Origin of the sequence: Bartonella taylorii (assembly GCF_023920105.1) — a bacterium.
Lineage (GTDB): Bacteria > Pseudomonadota > Alphaproteobacteria > Rhizobiales > Rhizobiaceae > Bartonella > Bartonella taylorii.
Map to the genome: position 1 here is coordinate 578,094 of NZ_CP083693.1, position 18,213 is coordinate 596,306.

The following is an 18,213-nucleotide window of genomic DNA, read 5'->3' on the forward strand; positions in this document are numbered from 1 at the left end:
CATTCTATTAACTGAAGTTCCATTTAAGTTACAGAATATTGCAACTGCTATGCAGTTAAAAAAATAAATTCTATTATACTACTATGAAAAAACGGAAGATGTTGTTCTTTTCATTGTGGAAAATATTTTAATGCTTCATTGGAAGTTTTTAGGCATAGATGTAAGAAGGATTCGCGTTCATTTATGCTATATCACGGATATTTATGATTATAGTGCACTATACAGAAATGATGACAATGAAGAATTCTCATAGGAAAAATATTCTTGCATCAGGAATTAATTCTAGCACACGGCGTTTGGCAATTTTAGCTCTTGCAGTGGGAAGTTTTGCTATTGGTACTGCAGAGTTCGCTGCAATGGGTTTACAGCCAGAGATGGCATGGAGTTCATCTATTGATATTCCTACAGCTAGTAAATATATTTCTGCTTATGCATTGGGAGTTGTGATTGGAGCACCTCTTTTAGCTGTTGCAACAGCTAAATTATCACGCAAAATTGTTCTCATAGGATTGATGTTTTTTTATGCGCTGGCAAATATTGCCAGTGCCTTTTTTTCTGATTTTAGCATATTAGTAGCGCTACGGTTTATCAGTGGTTTACCGCATGGTATCTATTTCGGGCTTGCAACGTTGGTTGCATCTTCAATGGTAGAAATGAATGAACGTTCCCAAGCTGTTGGTTATGTCATGCTGGGTTTAACAATTGCAACGGTTTTGGGAGCTCCAGGTGCAACTTGGATTGGTCAGCTTGTTGGTTGGCAGACTGCTTTTATTCTTGTAGGTGCTATTGCTTTATTATGTTGTTTGCTTGTTTGGAAGTTTTTGCCTTCAGGTTTGAATATTTCAAAAACAAGCCCTCTACGCGAACTGGGTGCATTGAAGCAAAAGCAGGTGTGGTTTCTCTTGACGATGGTTGCAGTTGGAGCATCGGGATTATTTTCTGTTTTTACTTATATTAAGTCAACATTAATGCATATTTCTGGTGTTCCACTTGATTGGGTGCCATTTATTATGCCGTTAGTTGGATTGGGGATGGTGGTAGGTAATATTTTTGGACCTAAATTTGCAGTTAAAATTGGTACTTCACCGATGATATTTTTTTCTATGTTTTGGAGCGCGTCTGTTTTTTTTCTCTTTTTCTTTTTATCCTATACTCCATTAACGGCAGCATTAGGATGCTTTCTTGTTGGTACTTCTTTTGCAGCTATGCCGTCTATACAGACGAAAATCATGGATGTTGCTCTTCATGGACAAATTTTGGCAGGAGCGTTAATGCAATCTGCTTTTAATATTGCCAACGCTCTTGGAGCAGAATCTGGAGCATGGGTTTTGAATTTGGGATATAGTTATGAATATACTGCTGTTCTTGGAGGTATTTTAACTCTATGTGGATTATTGATTTTTTGCTTTTCGTGGTATGTGGAAAAGCGTGCTCAACCTTTTTTTCGTTATTGAGAGAAAAAACATTTTTTCGTTTGTTTAGTTATTTGATTGTCCTGTTGGATTTTTAAATATGCTATAGGAAACACGTAGAGCAAATGGAATACCAAGACAAAATAAAAGACCGATGAGTGTTATAAGAAGAGTTTTTGCTGCTAAAATCATTCCTACTATCCCTCCAGGATTAAAGATTCCAGCTAAATTGGTGACTGTTCCTGCAAGTGTTGCGCTTAATGCAGCTGAAAATAGTTGTACAGAGGTAAGAGATTCGCTGGCACGTAGAGCGTCCTCATTGTTTGCACATTGCAAGATTCGTGTTAGTAAATGTGGCCATGCTATGCCAGCGCTAATCCCTATAGCAAACAATGCTAAGCAAATAATAAAAATATGTTCAGATGTGGAATCTTTTGTTGGAATGAGCCATAAAAGACCGCTTATGCCGAAAAGGCTTAATATAGGAGAATACACAATAACACTGCGAACTTTTTTTTTGGATACACCAGCACTGGATAGGGAACCACATGTCCATCCCAAGCTCATAAGTGATGCTATATAACCGGCAATAAGTGGGGTTTGTCCATGAAGCTCTTGAAGAAAAAGTGGAAAATAAAGCTCTATACTGTACACTACTGTTGTCATAACGAGTATCAATGCGTAAAGAGGAAAAAACTCAGAGGAGAAGGAAAAGGAGTTGCGTGGTAACATAGGATAAAATGCAGATGATTCGATCTTTGCTAGAACAAAGAGAAGACTAAATCCGATAAATAGCCCGCAGATTTTTGCAACTGTAGTATCCATAGCCCCCCCAGCAGAAATGATAAAAATTAATAAAATGAGTGTGAGGAGTTGTGCGAGGGGGAGTGGGGGTGTTGGAACAAAACTTTCATTTTCTTTTGGTAAAGTTTTCAGGGCTATGAGCGAAAAAATTATTGCTAATGCGCCAATGATCCAAAAGGATGCTCTCCATACGCCATAGTACACAGAAATGCCACCGATAGCTGGCCCTAACAGGGTTGATATTCCCCACATTCCAGAGATAATGCTCAATGCGTGCGACCAAATAGATGGGCTGAAAACAATACGTACCATAGAATAAGATAGGGATAGTAAGGAACCGCTTCCGAATCCTTGAACAAAGCGTCCTATTAAAAATAACGGCATAGTTGAAGCTATGCTGCACATAAAGGTTCCAACGGTAAAGATAAGTCCAGAGATAGCATAAGCTCTGCGAGGACCTATTTTTCCTAATACTTTTGTTGCAAGTGAAGTACCTAGAAGTGATGCTGTAATAAAAACAGTCGCTACCCAAGAGTAATAAAATTCACCGCCAAGATCACTCATAAGAGAAGGCAAAATAGTAACAACAATGTAAACGTTGGTGGCATGCAATACAACACCGCCTATAAACGTTAAAAAGCGGATACTATTCTTATCCAATAAAAGCGCAGACCAGCTTTGTTTTTTCACGGTTTTTGCTATTTAGTAAAGAGTTGACCTCTTTTACTTATAAGGCAGTTATTTGAATTTGCCAAGAGAAGATTCAAAGCTCTCCTTTCGCAGAGCTTTGGAATTTAAATTAAGTTATAACTTAGTAGCCCATTGCTTTTTTGAGATTTTCATCAATTTTATCAAGGAACCCTGTTGTAGAAAGCCATTTTTGTTTAGGTCCAATCAAAAGTGCAAGATCTTTGGTCATAAAACCTTCTTCAACGGTTTCAATACAAACTTCTTCTAATGTTTTGGTGAAGTTTTTTAATTTCTCGTTGTTATCTAGTTTAGCACGGTGCGCCAGTCCACGTGTCCATGCGAAAATAGAGGCAATAGAATTTGTTGATGTTTCTTCGCCTCTTTGATGCTGACGGTAATGGCGTGTTACTGTACCATGTGCAGCTTCTGCTTCAACAATTTTACCGTCTGGTGTCATGAGAACAGAAGTCATTAGACCAAGAGAACCAAAGCCTTGAGCAATGATATCAGACTGAACATCACCGTCATAGTTTTTACATGCCCATACGTAGCCACCTGACCACTTAAGCGCAGAAGCAACCATATCATCAATTAAGCGATGTTCGTAATATAATTTACGATTTTCAAATTCAGCTTTAAATTCTGCATCAAATATTTCTTGAAAAATGTCTTTAAAACGGCCATCGTAAGCTTTCAGTATTGTGTTTTTTGTTGAAAGATAAACTGGTAGATTCCGCTGTAATCCGTAATTAAAGGATGCTCGGGCAAAGTCACGAATTGATTCATCAAGGTTATACATAGCCATGGCAACGCCTGAGCTTGGGGCGTCAAAAACGTCATGCTCGATAACTTGATCGTCATCGCCGACAAATTTAATACTTAACTTTCCTTTGCTAGGAAATTTAAAATCTGTTGCTTTATATTGATCACCAAAAGCGTGACGTCCAATAACAATTGGTTTTGTCCAGTTAGGAACGAGGCGTGGAACATTTTTGCAGATAATAGGTTCACGAAAAATGACCCCTCCTAAAATATTGCGAATCGTACCATTGGGTGATTTCCACATTTTTTTTAGATTAAATTCTTTAACCCGTGCTTCATCCGGCGTGATAGTTGCACATTTTATACCAACACCATATTCTTTAATAGCATGAGCAGAATCGACAGTTATCTGATCCTTTGTTGCATTTCGATTTTCGACAGAAAGATCATAATATTTGAGATCAATGTCGAGATAGGGGTGGATCAATTTATCTTTGATATATTTCCAGATGATACGGGTCATTTCATCCCCATCGATTTCAACAACGGGGTTTTCCACTTTTATCTTTATCATTAGAAGTCCTTTTTGTTTAAGTGATATTATTTTTTATAACACTTTCAAGTTTATTATGAAAAGTAAAAACAGGGATGATAGAGGGGTATCTGAATAAGATATCGATGATATATCATTACAAGATGTAAAAAATTTATTGAGAAACGGACTCATTGAAAAACCAATATATATTATCGTGTAGTTGAATGAAAATCCTATGCAACAAAAGGATTAAGTGAAATTTATCGAGGATATAGGCAGGATTTATTGTTTCTCAGAGATTTTATTTTAATTCTGGCTTCTTGAGATATCGTATTGGGGGGGAATAAAGTGGTAAATGAAACTATAAATCTTTGTGTTGTTATTTTAGTTCTAGGCTTGCATCCTGTTTGTCTAGATAAAAACCAAATGTTAATAGATAAGAAGCTGTAATCAGGGAGGGAGCATGTAAGCTGATTTTTGGATGAGTTTTTCAGGATTTATTGGAAATTCTTAAAATTCTTTTGGGTTTAAAGAAACTCATAAAGGTTGGGGTTACGTTTGACTAAAAAATAATGGCATATGCGCTGGCATGGCTTACAAATTCTAACTTATTACGAAATAATATTTTTGAGAGATTTTATATCTAATGGATCTCCATTTTTGTGTGCTAAAGCAATCTTCTTAGAAAGGAAAATCAATAACATAACAACTTCGATAATTCTCTGTATTCAGGTGCAATTTTGAAAACATTCATCTATATGCTTTACACGTTAAAAAAGGGTATAATAATCAATACATTACTTGTAATAAAAAATAACATGGTACGCCCAAGGGGAATCGAACCCCTGTTTCCGCCGTGAAAGGGCGGCGTCCTAACCGCTAGACGATGGGCGCAAACCAATGATGAGGCTTATAGAGAGGATCTTTTTACTTCGCAAGCCCTCTGCGTAATTTTTTTGAAAAAAAACGTGTTTTATTGAATTATTTACTTGTTTTTCTGAAAGGTCTGTTTGGTACTTTACTTTCTCAAAGATCTTCTATGAAAGAGAGAGGTTATCTAGATTTTCGGTAAAACTACAAGCTACTACAGAGCAGTTTGTGGAAATAGAACGATAAATACTCATTGATAAGCTAAAAAATGATTCGAATCACCTAAAAATTGCCTTTACAATGTAGACTTATTTCATTTGATAGAATGAAAGAAAGTCCACACCGTAAAAATGAGAACAATATTGCATCATATCCAAAGAAAAAGGGAAGTTAATTATCGCTTTTTCTCATTTTCATTTTTACGTGGTTGAATAAGAAAATTTTGGAAAAAATGAAAGTTTACTGCTTGTTTTTTTACATATCTGAAACAATTTCTTTTTAAAAACTGTTATGTTTATGAGAAACGATGTAGGTGTGTTTAATCGTAATGCGTCAGCATTTTAAAGTGTTGATGATAAGGTGATATGAAGCGTTTGAGTTAGTAAATGTTGTCGTTACGCTATAGTGCGCAATACTTTAGAATTGGGTTGTGGTACAAACCAAATTTTGTGACCTCTGCTTTGTTTAAGGTTTCATTTAGATATATAGAGTGTTAAGGCTGAATTAAAGAGAGGGTATTCCTAATATCTCTCAAGGAGTGAAACGCTAGCAAGAGATATGATTTTATTTTCTAATCTAGTTTTTTTTATTTTGTTCTCTTAATTCATCATGTGTAAGAATGTTGTTTCCTCAATATGCGTTGTTAGAGGAAACATTTTTCCGTGCACTTTACCAAATCTTCAATAGCCAGTTGTTGATTGTTCTTTGGAATTTTTTGTTTCTATGCTTTATTTATTGAGTTTTTCCTTTATGAAAAGGCTTTTGTTTTTGCTAAAAATAAAACTATCCTTTTGTATAATTTGTTGATGATAATCTGCACCTATAAGTTTTGGATGTTTCCATCGAGAGATTCTGCAATAATTTAGTTTATATGTAAAACATCTTTAATGTTAGGAAAGCAGATAAGTTTTTCTATTGGAAATCGATGGTTTATAGTTTTTGATATATATAAAGTTTTGTTAAGGGTTATGGCACACTTCTATTTTCATAAAAGTTATCATTACGAATGATACAAAATAATGTCTCTTTATGGTGCTATTTTTTGAAAGGTGTATAAAAAGCAATATGACGTTTGTAATTGAAAGTTTTTCGTGTGCTTATTACTAATCTTTAGTATCTGCAGAAGTAGCTTTTATGAAGGCTATTATTTTTTGAAAGAGATAAATATTTATGTTCTTAGAGGGGTATTGAACGCGTGCTGTTGTTGTATTAAGGGAAAAATTGGGTTGAAGAGAGTTGGGGATTTCTCTAGATTGTATTTATTTGTAAGTATTATTTACGTTGGGTTACGCGTCTTTTAAGTATTTTTCAGAAGATAGGGATAAGTAGTTAGATAATGGCAGAAGCTTTAAAAGTTGGCATTGCCGGTCTTGGTACGGTTGGTACTTCAGTTATTAGAATTCTACGTGAAAAAGCTAGTGATTTGGCTTGCCAATGTGGACGACCAATCAAAATTGTTGCTGTTAGTGCGCGTGATAAGGGGCGTAATCGTGGCATTGATCTGAGTGATGTGAAATGGTTCGATTCACCTGTGGATATGGCTGCTTCTAATGAGATTGATGTTTTTATTGAATTAATTGGTGGTGAATTAAATGTTGTATATGAAGCTGTTAAAAAGGCGCTTGAAGTGGGACATCATGTTGTTACTGCCAATAAGGCGCTTCTTGCTCGACATGGGGTGGAATTTGCTGTAACTGCAGAAAAAAAAGGTATTTTTCTTCATTTTGAAGCTGCCATTGGAGGGGGGATTCCTATCATCAAAGCGATGAGGGAATCGCTTGTCGCTAATCGTATATCGCGGATTTATGGCATTCTCAATGGAACTTGCAATTATATATTAACACGCATGTTTACTGAAGGTCTTTCCTTTAAAGATTGTTTGGCAGATGCGCAGAAACTTGGTTATGCTGAAGCTAATCCCACTTTTGATATTGGAGGCCATGATACCGCTCATAAATTAGCTTTATTGACAAGTTTGGCATTTGGAACTGCGGTTTCGTTAGATGACGTTTATGTTGAGGGAATTAGCAATATTTCGCAAATTGATATCTGTGCAGCGGATGAGTTGGGTTATCGGATTAAGCTTTTAGGAGTTGCATTAGAAACCGATTCTGGAATCGAACAACGTGTTCATCCAACAATGGTACCAACATCATCAATGATTGCGCAGATTCACGGTGTAACGAATGCTCTTTCTATCCAAAGTGATTTATTAGGTGAATTATTGTTTTCTGGTCCTGGTGCTGGAGGAGCGGCAACAGCATCAGCGGTTATTGGCGATTTGGCTGACATAGCGAAAGCGCGTCCTGGTTTTCAGTATGCACCTGTTTTAAGAAGTCCTGCATTGGGGCTTTCTCCTCATAAAAAAGCACGTATTTCTCAACATGCAGGTGGTTATTTTATTCGTTTGAATGTTCATGATCGTGCTGGTGTTTTTGCGGCAGTTGCAAGGCATATGGCTGATAATCACATTTCATTAGAGTCAATTGTTCAAAGGTCTTTTATAGAGAGTCAGATTATAAAAACAATCATTTTAATAACGCATGAAACAACGGAAGTGAATGTACGACAAGCACTTGCAGCAATTGAAAAAGATGGTCATCTTGTTGCAAAATCTCAATTTATTCGTATCGAACCTATGGCGTAGAATTGATAATTTGATTTATAATAGTAAGGGGAGAAGCTTGAATACTTTTTTCTCTTGTGGAAAGTTCTTATCTTTGTCAAAAGCTTTCTTCTTAATACTTAGCAATAAATGCTAGTTTCTGCTAGCACTCATTCGGTAGGATTTTTCATATGCCCACAACCCAGAAAATTTTAAATGGACTTGATCGTATTTTAACACTTGAATTGGTCCGTGTAACTGAACGTGCTGCTGTTGCAGCTGCACGCTGGCGCGGGCGTGGTGATGAAAAGGCTGCTGATCAAGCTGCTGTAGATGCGATGCGTCGCGAACTTAATCGGTTGCCTATTGATGGTACAGTGGTGATTGGCGAAGGTGAACGTGATGAAGCTCCTATGCTTTATATTGGAGAGAAAGTAGGTCTTCAAAATGGGTTGGCAATTGATATTGCACTTGATCCACTTGAGGGCACAACGATTTGTGCTAAAAATCTTGCTAATTCCCTAGCGGTGGTTGCAATTGCTAAAAAAGGTAATTTACTTTATGCCCCTGATGTTTATATGGAAAAAATTGCTATTGGTCCTGGTTATCCAAAGGGGATTGTTGATATAGATGCCTCTCCTACGGATAATATTCACGCTCTTGCAAAGGCTAAGGGAGTTGCGGTTAATCAGGTAACTGTTTGTATTATGGATCGTCTTCGCCATGAAAAACTAATTAATGAAGTGCGAACAACGGGGGCGTCAATTCGTTTAATTGGTGATGGAGATGTTGCTGCCGTTATTGATACAACTCATCCAGATGAAACGGGTATTGATATCTACATGGGGATTGGGGGAGCACCAGAGGGCGTGCTAGCGGCTGCAGCTTTACGCTGTATTGGTGGGCAGATGCAAGGACGTTTGCAGCTTGATACAGAAGAAAAAATTGTACGTGCGGCCAAAATGGGAATCGATAATCCCAATAAAGTTTATACAATGGAAGAACTGGCAAAGGGTGATGTGTTGTTTTCTGCAACGGGTGTAACGGATGGCAATATGCTTTCTGGTGTTAAATTTACTCCTCGTTATATCCAGACGGAAACTCTTGTGATGCGTTCACATACCGGTACAATCCGTAATATTAAAGCACAGCATAGGGATTATTCAAAATTTGATTAATGCTTTTTTCTGTCGTAGTTACTTAAGAAATAAAAGAATATCGTTGAAAGTGTGCTTCCATAAAAACTTTAAGAGGACTTTATGGAAGCATTGATGATAGTTTAGAAATATCTTTTATTGTTATGAGAGCTGGACAGCATGCACCCAGCCATTTTTATCTTCTATATTGCCTCTTTGAAGGTCAACCAGTTGGGTGCGAAGTTGTTTTGTGATCTCACCAATCATTTCATTTCCAATAACGAACTCGCCACCTTTGTATTTGAAACGGCCAATTGATGTAATAACGGCTGCTGTACCACAGGCAAAGACTTCTTTAAGGTGACCACTTCGTGCATCTTCCTTGAGCGCTTCAAAAGAATAAGCACGCTCTTCTATTGTTAATCCCATTTGTTGTGCTAACTGTAAAATTGAATGACGTGTTATTCCTGGAAGGATAGTGCCATTAAGTGCAGGTGTTACAAGTGTATTATTTGCCATAATAAAGCAAACATTCATGCCGCCGAGTTCTTCAATCCACTTATGTTCAAGCATATCAAGAAAAAGTACTTGGCTACAATTATTTTGTGTTGCACTGTTTTGTGCAAGTAAGCTTGCTGCATAGTTGCCCCCACATTTGGCAGCGCCTGTACCCCCTGGACCAGCACGGCTATAATCTGTTTCGATCCATACGCTAACAGATTTTTCTTCTCCTTTAAAATATGATCCAACAGGAGATGCTATGATACAGAAAATATATTCTTCAGAAGGGCGAACTCCCAAAAAGCTTTCATTGCCAAACATGAATGGGCGTATGTAAAGGCTTGCATTTGGAAGATCAGAAACCCATTTTTGATCGATTTTTACCAATTGATGGACTGCATTCAAAAAGATATCCTGTGGTAATTCCGGCATAGCTAAACGCTTCGCCGATTCTATAAAGCGTTGTGCATTGGCATCAGGGCGGAATAACAAAATGCGTCTATCTTTTGCACGATATGCTTTTAACCCCTCAAAAATTTCCTGCCCATAATGCAAAACGGTACTTGCTGGGTTAATCTCTAAAGGTTTGTATGGAGAAATAACGGCGTTATGCCAACCTTTGGGTTTAGACCATTGGATGGTACACATGTGATCTGTAAAAAATTGACCAAAACCAGGACTTTTTAGAATTTCTTCACGGTTCCCGTCTGACAGAGGTGATGGGTGCTTTTCTATTGTAAACGGAAGCGGTGATGTAGGAGATTTCATAAGTAAAACCTTTTGGGATGTGCTCTATTTCTACGTGTTTTTTTATTATAAAAATAATGAGATACATTTATTACAACTTTATTACTAGTGAGTCATTTATGTCAATGACCTTATTATAGAATTAAAAGGAAGGGCTCTTAAGAGATATTTTTGTTTCTGTTTTATAATCCTTCTTTTCAATTTTATCATGTAATCTGGAACCTTTATACATAGTTATCGTTTTTCAAAATAAGTGTCTGAATAATTTAAAACGCATATCTTATAGCTTAAAGGCAGGGGGATTGAGAAAAGGAACTTACTATGATTGATAGAAATTACCACACATACGAGGAACGTATAGCTGCAGAAAAGAAAGATCGTGAACAGCGTAATTCGATTGGTAAAGGTATTCTTGCTATTCTTCTTGGACTTTTTATTATCTGGTTTATTTTTGGTTTTTTAGGATCTTTTTTTGAAAAATCTCCTGAGCGTATCTCTCACTATAATAGTACAGAATCAAATCAAATGATAACAAGTCCGAGGAAAGATTTAAATCCAACATCTCCAGTACCTTATACCTATAAGGGTACGGGTTCACCTTTAACTCATGAACAAAACTCTTCAGAGTAAAGAATCTAATCTAGTATGGATTAAGGAATAAAATTACTTCACGTGTATGAGATAGAAAAATATAATAGGATTTTAACTCCTGAAGTTAATCAATAAGTTAATTAAATGGCAACACAATAAATAGTGCAGCGGTTTTAAAAGCCGTCGCATTATTTATTTAGCGTGTAATGAAACAACTTCCTCCAGAATTTTTTATGTTTTCACAAAGGTTTATGGCGTCATTGCGATTTTGCGTTTGAATACGAACACGATAATAGATTCCTTTTCCTGGTATGAGAGCAGACTGAATATTTAAAGGACGAGTGCCGATAAGGAATCCAAATCTGGACTTCATGTTTTTCAAAGAATCTCTAGCTAGTGCTTGGGTTGGTTGGGATGCAAGTTGTACGTAATAACTTTCTGAATTTTGTGTGGCTACTTGGCTTGATGATGTTGGGTGAGAAGCAGCATGTGTTTGTGGTTCTAAACTTCTCTCTGCATGCGAAGGAAGTGGTATAACTTTTCCTTTAATACTAGAGGTAGAAGTATTCTCAGCTATTATTTTATCAATATCCCTCATGAGATTATCTTCTGTTGCTTTGTTATTTATATCGGAATCGTGCGAAGAAACAGGGGGAGAGTCTTGAAATTTCTCTACAATAGTTTGATCAGTTGTTTCTTCTGTTTCATAAGAATTTTTTTTCTCTGTGTGATGCATTGGCGCCAGTACAACTGTGCCATCTTGGTTTACAATAACAGTCTGTACTTCTCGCGTTGGAATGGTGTGATTGATGGCTTCTGTCACGGCATCTTCAACGTCAGATTCATTAAGAGAAGAGGATGAAAAACTCGTAGATTCCTGTTGGTTTAATTCTGCTAACTTTTCAGGTTGTTCAGAATTATCAATAAGAGATTGTTGCATGTTTTCTTGTTTTTCATTTTCTTCAGTTGTTTGTTTATAAATATCTAAATTATGTCCAACATCATTCTTCGTTTCAGTTGTTTCGTGTTTGAATTTGAAGGGCGTATTATCAGCATGGATAATGGGTGTGTTTTCATTTTTTGATGGCATAAAAAAGTAGGAATAACCGGCAAAGCCAATTGCTATTAAGATAAGAAGAACAACACTTTTTGTAAGAGTTTTGCCAACAATAAAACTTTTTAAAGGAGGAGTGGCTGATATATGGGTAGGGATTTTATTTGCAGCTTTGTATAAAGAATCCTCGGGAAAAGAGGAGGAGTCATATCTCATATTGTCGGCGGGAAAATAGTTAGCATTTTGATCTTGAGAATTTGTATATGCATCGTCTTTTGGATTTTGCATGGTTTGATGAAAGATTTCATTGAGGACTTCATTTTGCTGTTGTTGTTGCGAAAAATCCGCTTCTGTAATATTTCCTACATTGAATACATCAGCAAACTCTTCTTTTAAATTATCTGTTGGTACATCATATTCTGGGGCTTCATACGGGACTTCAGGAACCATAATTGGTCCAGTTTTTTCTACGATTTCCTCTGCAAATCTATAAGTATCGACATTTGGAGGGGGGGTATCCCTGTGTGTGTAGTTATGAGAAAAAAAACTATCCTTTTGTATTGTACGAGGGATTTCTGAGGAAGGACGTATACTATTTAAATTGTTTTGATCAGAGATATTTTGAGCATTATTGATGTATTGGGCTTGTGCTTCACGATATTCTGGAATTTCTGCAGCATAAACTTCTTGTTCTAAGAATTTTTCTTCGTAAGACTGCGGATAATCGGTAGTATGGCTTTTTTGCGAAAAGCTTTTTAAATCAGATTGTTTGTCGATGTATGTTGAATCTAAAGATAATGGGAAATTACTTGCTGGTTCATTTCTTGCGGTGTTCTTTCTCTCTGAAATAATATCAGAAGGTGAGAAAAATATGTTTGTATCCGTAGAAGGGAGAGGAACATCAGTATAATATTCTTTAACCCAATTTTGTTGATCATTTGAAACTTTAGATGGAGGGTTTACAGGAGTGTCGTGGAAGCTTTGATTATCGTCATAATTTCGTTGTATATTAGGAGTATCTGCTTGTTGTGAGGCTGTTTGTGAAAAACGGTCGGATTGTTCAGCCGGTTCTGTAGTGACACCTTTATTATTGCGTTTATCAGTTTCATCAAAAAAGAATTTTTCTGATTGTATACTAAAATCGCTTTCTTCAAAAAAAGGATCGCTACTGATTGGTGTAGCACTATTTTGAGGTGATTGATTCTTTTGAATAGGTAATGGGGAAAGTGAGTCTAAAATTTTTTCCTCATCATGACTTATAGGTAAAGAATGTGCTTCTTCAGACAAAAAACCACTTTTTTCTCGATAGTTAAAAGAAGTAGTTGGTGTAACGTTTGAAATTTGCTCATTGGTGACTGTGCGTAAATTCTGTTGCTTTTTTTGATCATCAAATGGCAAGTCATGCGTTAAACTATTTTCAAGCTCTGTTTCTAGAAAGGATAAATCAAAGTCGTCATCATGAGATGAAGTTTTAGGGGGATGAGGTACTGATCGATCAGTTTGTAAAGAAGATTGATCGTTTTGGTTTTCGTTTTGTTTGTACGGATGAAAAATTCGTGTAAGCCTCTCTAAAGGATCATGGTGTTCATGAACTTTTTTCATTTCGTGCGGATTTTTGCGATCGTTATCGCTCATAGCTTTTCTCACATGATGATTTGCATTCGCGTGCAATAAAAAATGGTTAATTTTAATGTATTATATTTTGAAATTATAAAATTTCCCCCTCCTATGACAAGGATATATGAAAAAGTTTATCAATAAAGTACTTATTTTATGTATTTAGAGAACTTTTTCAACGCATTTCTGTTGATGCTTCTACTCCTACAATTGTAAGCCCTGATGATAAAATATTCATGATAGCTTGTATTAATCCCAGTCTGGCAAGTGATAGTTCCTTGTCACCGGGCTGAATAAAGCGTAAATGGGGATTGTTACTCCCTTTATTCCAATGAGCATGGAAATTGGAAGCAAGGTCATAGAGATAAAACGCCAATCGATGTGGTTCTTTATGAATTACAGCTTGTTCAATGATGCGTGGATATTCAGTAAGTTTGCGTATTAGGGATATTTCATTATCATCTGTTAATCTATTAAGGTGGAGGATCATTGTGTCTTTTGAGAAATTTTTAATATGAAGGGTTTCTTGCGCTTGACGAAAGACTGAATGACAACGTGCACTTGCATATTGTACGTAAAAGATGGGATTATCTTTTGATTGTTCTGTTACTTTCGCAAAATCAAAATCAAGAGGTGCTTCACATTTACGGTATAGCATCATAAAACGCACAGGGTCACGACCTACTTCTTCCACAACATCACGCAAGGTGACAAATGATCCTGCTCTTTTTGACATGCGCACAGGCTGATCGTTGCGAAAGAGCCTTACTAATTGACATAAGAAAACACTCAATTTGGCTTTATCGTCAGAAATCGCTTTTGCCATCGCTTCTAGCCGCTTTACATAACCAGCATGATCTGCACCTAAAATATAAATCATTTCATCAAAATGACGATTGAATTTATCACGGAAATAAGCAACATCAGCAGCAAAATAAGTGTAAGAACCGTCAGATTTGACTAAAACACGGTCTTGATCATCTCCAACATCTGTTGAACGGAACAAAGTTTGTTCGCTTGGTTCCCAGTCTTCTGTGTTCTGTCCTTTTGGAGGAGGGAGCTTGCCCTTGTAAATATAACCATTTAAAGTAAGGTCATTAATTGTGTTACGAATAGCACGCGCATTATCTGCATAAAGCATACGTTCAGAAAAAAAGATATCGTGATAAATATTAAGAGCAGCCAAATCTTCGCGAATCATTGACATCATTGCATGAATTGCACGCTCTTTCACGATAGCTAAAGCTTCATTTTTATCCATAGTTAGTAATTTATCGCCAAATTCTTGAACAAGCGATTGTCCCAATGGAATCAAATATTCACCAGGATAGAGTCCTTCTGGAATTTCATTAGTTTTTTGTCCAAGAGCTTCGCGATAACGCAACAGTACGGAGTGGGCGAGAACTTCAATTTGTTTACCAGCATCATTGATGTAATACTCTTTTGTAATGTTATAGCCGACAAATTGTAGCAAATTGCAGAGAACATCCCCAACAACGGCACCTCGGCAATGTCCTACGTGCATCGGTCCTGTCGGATTTGCTGATACATATTCAACATTGATGCGTTTTCCCTGTCCTATTGGTATACGACCGTAAGAGATTCCTAATTCAAGCATGGATTTTATTGCATCTTGCCAAAATGATTTTGTAAGCTTGATATTGATAAAACCAGGACCGGCTACATCAATACAATCGATAGAGGGATCATTTTTGAGAAGTTCTACGATCTTTTCTGCAAGTGCACGGGGGCTCAGTCCAATAGACTTTGCAAGCACCATAGCAGCATTGGTTGATAAATGGCCGTGTGAAGAATCACGTGGGGGGTCAACGGTGATTTTTGATAAATCTAAATATTCTCCATTTTTTCCTTTTATATCAGATAGTTCAAGTGATTTTTTAATTTTTTTTTCGAAGTTTTTAAAGACATTCATATTCAACTTCCATCATGGTATTCAAAAGCAATTAAATGAAATTACCTGTATGGTCAAATAAACGGTGATATTCGCGTAGAGCATAGTGATCGGTCATACCTGATAGAAAGTCAGCAATAAGACGTGCTAACTCTTGATTCGTCAAGTGAGCTGTTTTGCTGCACCAGCTTTCAGGCATTGTATTTGGATTTTCATAATAACAGTCGAATAATTTTTGTACAATGCATTTTGCTGCATTGCGACGGCTGAGGACTTGATCATGGTAATAAAGATTTTTAAACAGAAAGTCTTTTAGTTCTTTTTCATAAACGCTCATTGTGGGCGAAAAGGTAATAATGGTTTGTTTTGCTTGGTGAACATCCTTTATGCTTGTTGGTTTGAGACGAGTTAAGTTTTCTTGTGATTGTTTGATAACATCTTCAACCATGGTTGTTATCTGTCTTCGTACAAGTGTGTAACCGCGCCGATCTTGATCGAGTTGTGGATGTTCATCTGTTATATCTTTTAATAATGTTGCTGTCAGTGAAATATGTTCGAACTGATCGAGTGTTAAAAATTGCGAACGTAAACCATCATCGATATCATGCGCATTGTAAGCAATATCATCAGCAATAGCAGCACATTGTGCTTCTAGACCAGCAAAACAGTCTAGCTCAAGATCCTGCTTTGCATTGTATTGTAGAATATCGATTGGAACATCTTTGCTGTTTGCATAGGGACCTAAAAGGGGACCATTATGCTTTACAAGTCCTTCGAGTGTTTCCCAAGTAAGGTTAAGTCCATCAAAATTTGCATAACGCTGTTCCAGCTTTGTGACAATGCGTAACGCTTGTACATTATGGTCAAAACCGCCATAAGGTTTCATTGCTTCATTAAGGGCATCTTCTCCTGCGTGGCCGAAAGGCGTATGCCCAAAATCGTGAACAAGAGCAATGGCTTCGGCAAGGTCTTCATCAAGACAGAGTGCACGGGCTAATGTTCGTGCAATTTGAGAAACCTCTATTGAGTGTGTCAGTCGCGTACGATAATGATCGCTTTCATCAGCAATAAACACTTGAGTTTTATGTTTAAGGCGCCGAAATGCATTAGAATGAATAATACGATCTCTGTCTCGTTGAAAAGGTGATCGCATAGTATTCACAGCTTCATGGAATAATCTACCACGGCTTGTTTGCGGGTTAGCACTATAGACCGCTCGAGATTGGTAATTGAAATTGATATTGTTTATATCCATTGCAAGCTGTCCATTCTCATCCTAAATTAGGATTGGTTTATAATTAATAAACTTTTCTTGAGTTGGGGATACTCTTTCTTGATAGTTTAATGCAAGGATATATAAGATGGGTGTGAATATTTCAGATGTTGCTGCCAAACGGATTGCACAGATACTTTTGAATGAACCCGATAAAATAGGATTACGTATTTCTGTTGAAGGTGGTGGGTGTTCGGGTTTTTCTTATAAATATAATTTGGTTTCTGAAATGAGCGAAGATGACCTCATTCTTAAAAAAGATGGGGCGATTGTCTTTATTGATTCACTATCACTTCCCTTCATGGAAGGAGCTGAAATTGATTTTGTTGATGATCTTATGGGACAGTCTTTTCAAATTCATAATCCTAATGCTGTTTCATCATGCGGTTGCGGTGTAAGTTTTTCAATTTAGAATAGTGGTTTTGTGATATTGCTTCTTGAAAAGATTATTACTTTGGTCAACAATGCAAAAATGGGAACTATTACGAAAATATTAGGCCGGTGTGTGTGGTTATGTGTGGCGCTTATCCTATTATTTTTTAATGATTGTGCGTTTTCAGAAGAGGGGAGAGAGCAATATTATTCACAAAAACAATCAACAAATATTATTTTAAAATCTCAAGATCACGAAAAAGAGGATTTAGTTTCTCAGTCTAGACTCATATTGCATGCTCGCTTAAAAAACAGCAATGAAGATATTGTGAAGGGGCTCGTATGGCGGATTTATGCCCCTATCTTAGGGGTTGATAATAAATTACCATTGATTGCAACTTATGAAGGAGGGAGCGCGCGTTTTGATTTAGAACCAGGGAGTTATCTTATTCATCTCTCATTTGGTCACGTTGGTGCGGTAGATCATGTAAATTTAGAAAGTGGGCAAAGTCTTGTTAAAAATTTTAATCTTGATGCTGGGGGGGTTATTTTAAATGCTACACTGTTGAATGGCACAATCAATGAAAAGGAGCTCCATTTCACTATCTATGAAGATGAAAAAGAAAATGATGATACTGGCGTAATTTTATCAAATGTTAAACCTCAGTCAATTGTGCGTTTGAAAGCTGGGCACTATCATGTTGCTTCGCATTATGGTTCTATTAATGCTATTGTTCGTTCGGATATCCAAGTGGATGCGGGTAAAATTACAGAAGTTATTCTTGAACATCAAGCGGCTCAAATTGTTTTAAAGTTGGTACGGCAAGAAGGAGGGGAAGCGCTTGCAGATACAAGTTGGTCTATTACAAATGATTCTGGTGATATCATTTACGAAACAGTTGGTGCTTATGTTTCGCTCGTGTTAGTGGAGGGGGAGTATATTGCGATTGCTAAAAATAAAGATAAAATTTATCAAAGGGTTTTTTCAGTTGTTTCTGGCCATGATGAAGACATAAGTGTTGTGGCGGATGCGCAAAATATGCAAAAAATTGATGAAGAAATGGATTGATAATTGTGCGTGGATATGACTGGTAATGGGAAGCGGATAGAGAT

The 18,213-nt window shown here is 36.8% G+C and carries 12 protein-coding genes and 1 tRNA gene; 6 read left to right on the plus strand and 7 right to left on the minus strand.

The genetic code is table 11. The features are described 5' to 3' along the window. Positions 1-227 precede the first annotated feature (227 nt). Positions 228-1,454 (plus strand): MFS transporter, encoded by a 1,227-nt coding sequence (locus LBE40_RS02425; RefSeq protein ID WP_040296955.1) that lies wholly within the window; start codon positions 228-230, stop codon positions 1,452-1,454. 24 nt (positions 1,455-1,478) lie between these two features. On the opposite strand, the gene LBE40_RS02430 is transcribed toward LBE40_RS02425, so the two are convergent. The 3 genes from LBE40_RS02430 to LBE40_RS02440 all read right to left on the minus strand — a co-directional run bounded on the left by LBE40_RS02430 (position 1,479) and on the right by LBE40_RS02440 (position 5,097). Next, on the minus strand, positions 1,479-2,906 hold the full coding sequence (locus tag LBE40_RS02430) for an MFS transporter (RefSeq protein ID WP_004859081.1): 1,428 nt from the start codon (positions 2,904-2,906) through the stop codon (positions 1,479-1,481). 121 nt (positions 2,907-3,027) lie between these two features. Next, positions 3,028-4,242 carry an NADP-dependent isocitrate dehydrogenase gene (locus tag LBE40_RS02435; protein ID WP_004859077.1) on the minus strand — a complete coding sequence of 405 codons (1,215 nt, stop codon included), beginning with the start codon at positions 4,240-4,242 and terminating at the stop codon, positions 3,028-3,030. A 780-nt stretch (positions 4,243-5,022) separates the two neighbouring features. After that, a tRNA-Glu gene (locus tag LBE40_RS02440) sits at positions 5,023-5,097 on the minus strand. 1,531 nt (positions 5,098-6,628) lie between these two features. Here LBE40_RS02440 and LBE40_RS02445 point away from each other — a divergent pair. Further along, positions 6,629-7,939, plus strand: coding sequence for a homoserine dehydrogenase (locus LBE40_RS02445; RefSeq protein ID WP_004859074.1), 1,311 nt, complete (start codon positions 6,629-6,631; stop codon positions 7,937-7,939). A 149-nt stretch (positions 7,940-8,088) separates the two neighbouring features. Next, positions 8,089-9,075, plus strand: a complete 987-nt coding sequence (gene glpX, locus LBE40_RS02450; protein ID WP_004859070.1) for a class II fructose-bisphosphatase — start codon at positions 8,089-8,091, stop codon at positions 9,073-9,075. A 120-nt stretch (positions 9,076-9,195) separates the two neighbouring features. Here the strand turns inward: glpX and LBE40_RS02455 are convergent, their stop codons facing one another. Then, positions 9,196-10,302: a branched-chain amino acid aminotransferase gene (locus LBE40_RS02455; RefSeq protein WP_004859067.1), complete on the minus strand. Its 1,107-nt coding sequence runs from the start codon at positions 10,300-10,302 to the stop codon at positions 9,196-9,198. Between the two features lie 300 nt (positions 10,303-10,602). Here LBE40_RS02455 and LBE40_RS02460 point away from each other — a divergent pair, with 300 nt between their 5' ends. Continuing rightward, positions 10,603-10,911: a hypothetical protein gene (locus LBE40_RS02460; protein WP_004859056.1), complete on the plus strand. Its 309-nt coding sequence runs from the start codon at positions 10,603-10,605 to the stop codon at positions 10,909-10,911. Between the two features lie 157 nt (positions 10,912-11,068). Here LBE40_RS02460 and LBE40_RS02465 read toward each other — a convergent pair whose 3' ends face one another. The 3 genes from LBE40_RS02465 to LBE40_RS02475 form a co-directional block, all read right to left on the minus strand. Then, a complete protein-coding gene (locus LBE40_RS02465) occupies positions 11,069-13,561 on the minus strand; it encodes an SPOR domain-containing protein (protein WP_252615218.1) in 2,493 nt (830 codons plus the stop codon). 157 nt (positions 13,562-13,718) lie between these two features. Then, positions 13,719-15,476: an arginine--tRNA ligase gene (gene argS, locus LBE40_RS02470; protein WP_004859049.1), complete on the minus strand. Its 1,758-nt coding sequence runs from the start codon at positions 15,474-15,476 to the stop codon at positions 13,719-13,721. Positions 15,477-15,507: 31 nt separating this feature from the next. Beyond that, positions 15,508-16,710 carry a deoxyguanosinetriphosphate triphosphohydrolase gene (locus LBE40_RS02475; RefSeq protein ID WP_004859048.1) on the minus strand — a complete coding sequence of 401 codons (1,203 nt, stop codon included), beginning with the start codon at positions 16,708-16,710 and terminating at the stop codon, positions 15,508-15,510. Positions 16,711-16,816: 106 nt separating this feature from the next. Here LBE40_RS02475 and LBE40_RS02480 point away from each other — a divergent pair, with 106 nt between their 5' ends. After that, positions 16,817-17,140: a HesB/IscA family protein gene (locus LBE40_RS02480; protein ID WP_004859047.1), complete on the plus strand. Its 324-nt coding sequence runs from the start codon at positions 16,817-16,819 to the stop codon at positions 17,138-17,140. 12 nt (positions 17,141-17,152) lie between these two features. Continuing rightward, on the plus strand, positions 17,153-18,169 hold the full coding sequence (locus tag LBE40_RS02485; RefSeq protein WP_004859044.1) for a hypothetical protein: 1,017 nt from the start codon (positions 17,153-17,155) through the stop codon (positions 18,167-18,169). Positions 18,170-18,213: the final 44 nt, after the last annotated feature.

Coding starts and splice junctions, on each gene's coding strand:
- LBE40_RS02425 (WP_040296955.1), top strand. CDS start 228: ATGATGACAATGAAGAATTCTCATAGGAAAAATATTCTTGCATCAGGA.
- LBE40_RS02435 (WP_004859077.1), bottom strand. CDS start 4,242: ATGATAAAGATAAAAGTGGAAAACCCCGTTGTTGAAATCGATGGGGAT.
- LBE40_RS02445 (WP_004859074.1), top strand. CDS start 6,629: ATGGCAGAAGCTTTAAAAGTTGGCATTGCCGGTCTTGGTACGGTTGGT.
- glpX (WP_004859070.1), top strand. CDS start 8,089: ATGCCCACAACCCAGAAAATTTTAAATGGACTTGATCGTATTTTAACA.
- LBE40_RS02455 (WP_004859067.1), bottom strand. CDS start 10,302: ATGAAATCTCCTACATCACCGCTTCCGTTTACAATAGAAAAGCACCCA.
- LBE40_RS02460 (WP_004859056.1), top strand. CDS start 10,603: ATGATTGATAGAAATTACCACACATACGAGGAACGTATAGCTGCAGAA.
- LBE40_RS02465 (WP_252615218.1), bottom strand. CDS start 13,561: ATGAGCGATAACGATCGCAAAAATCCGCACGAAATGAAAAAAGTTCAT.
- argS (WP_004859049.1), bottom strand. CDS start 15,476: ATGAATGTCTTTAAAAACTTCGAAAAAAAAATTAAAAAATCACTTGAA.
- LBE40_RS02475 (WP_004859048.1), bottom strand. CDS start 16,710: ATGGATATAAACAATATCAATTTCAATTACCAATCTCGAGCGGTCTAT.
- LBE40_RS02480 (WP_004859047.1), top strand. CDS start 16,817: ATGGGTGTGAATATTTCAGATGTTGCTGCCAAACGGATTGCACAGATA.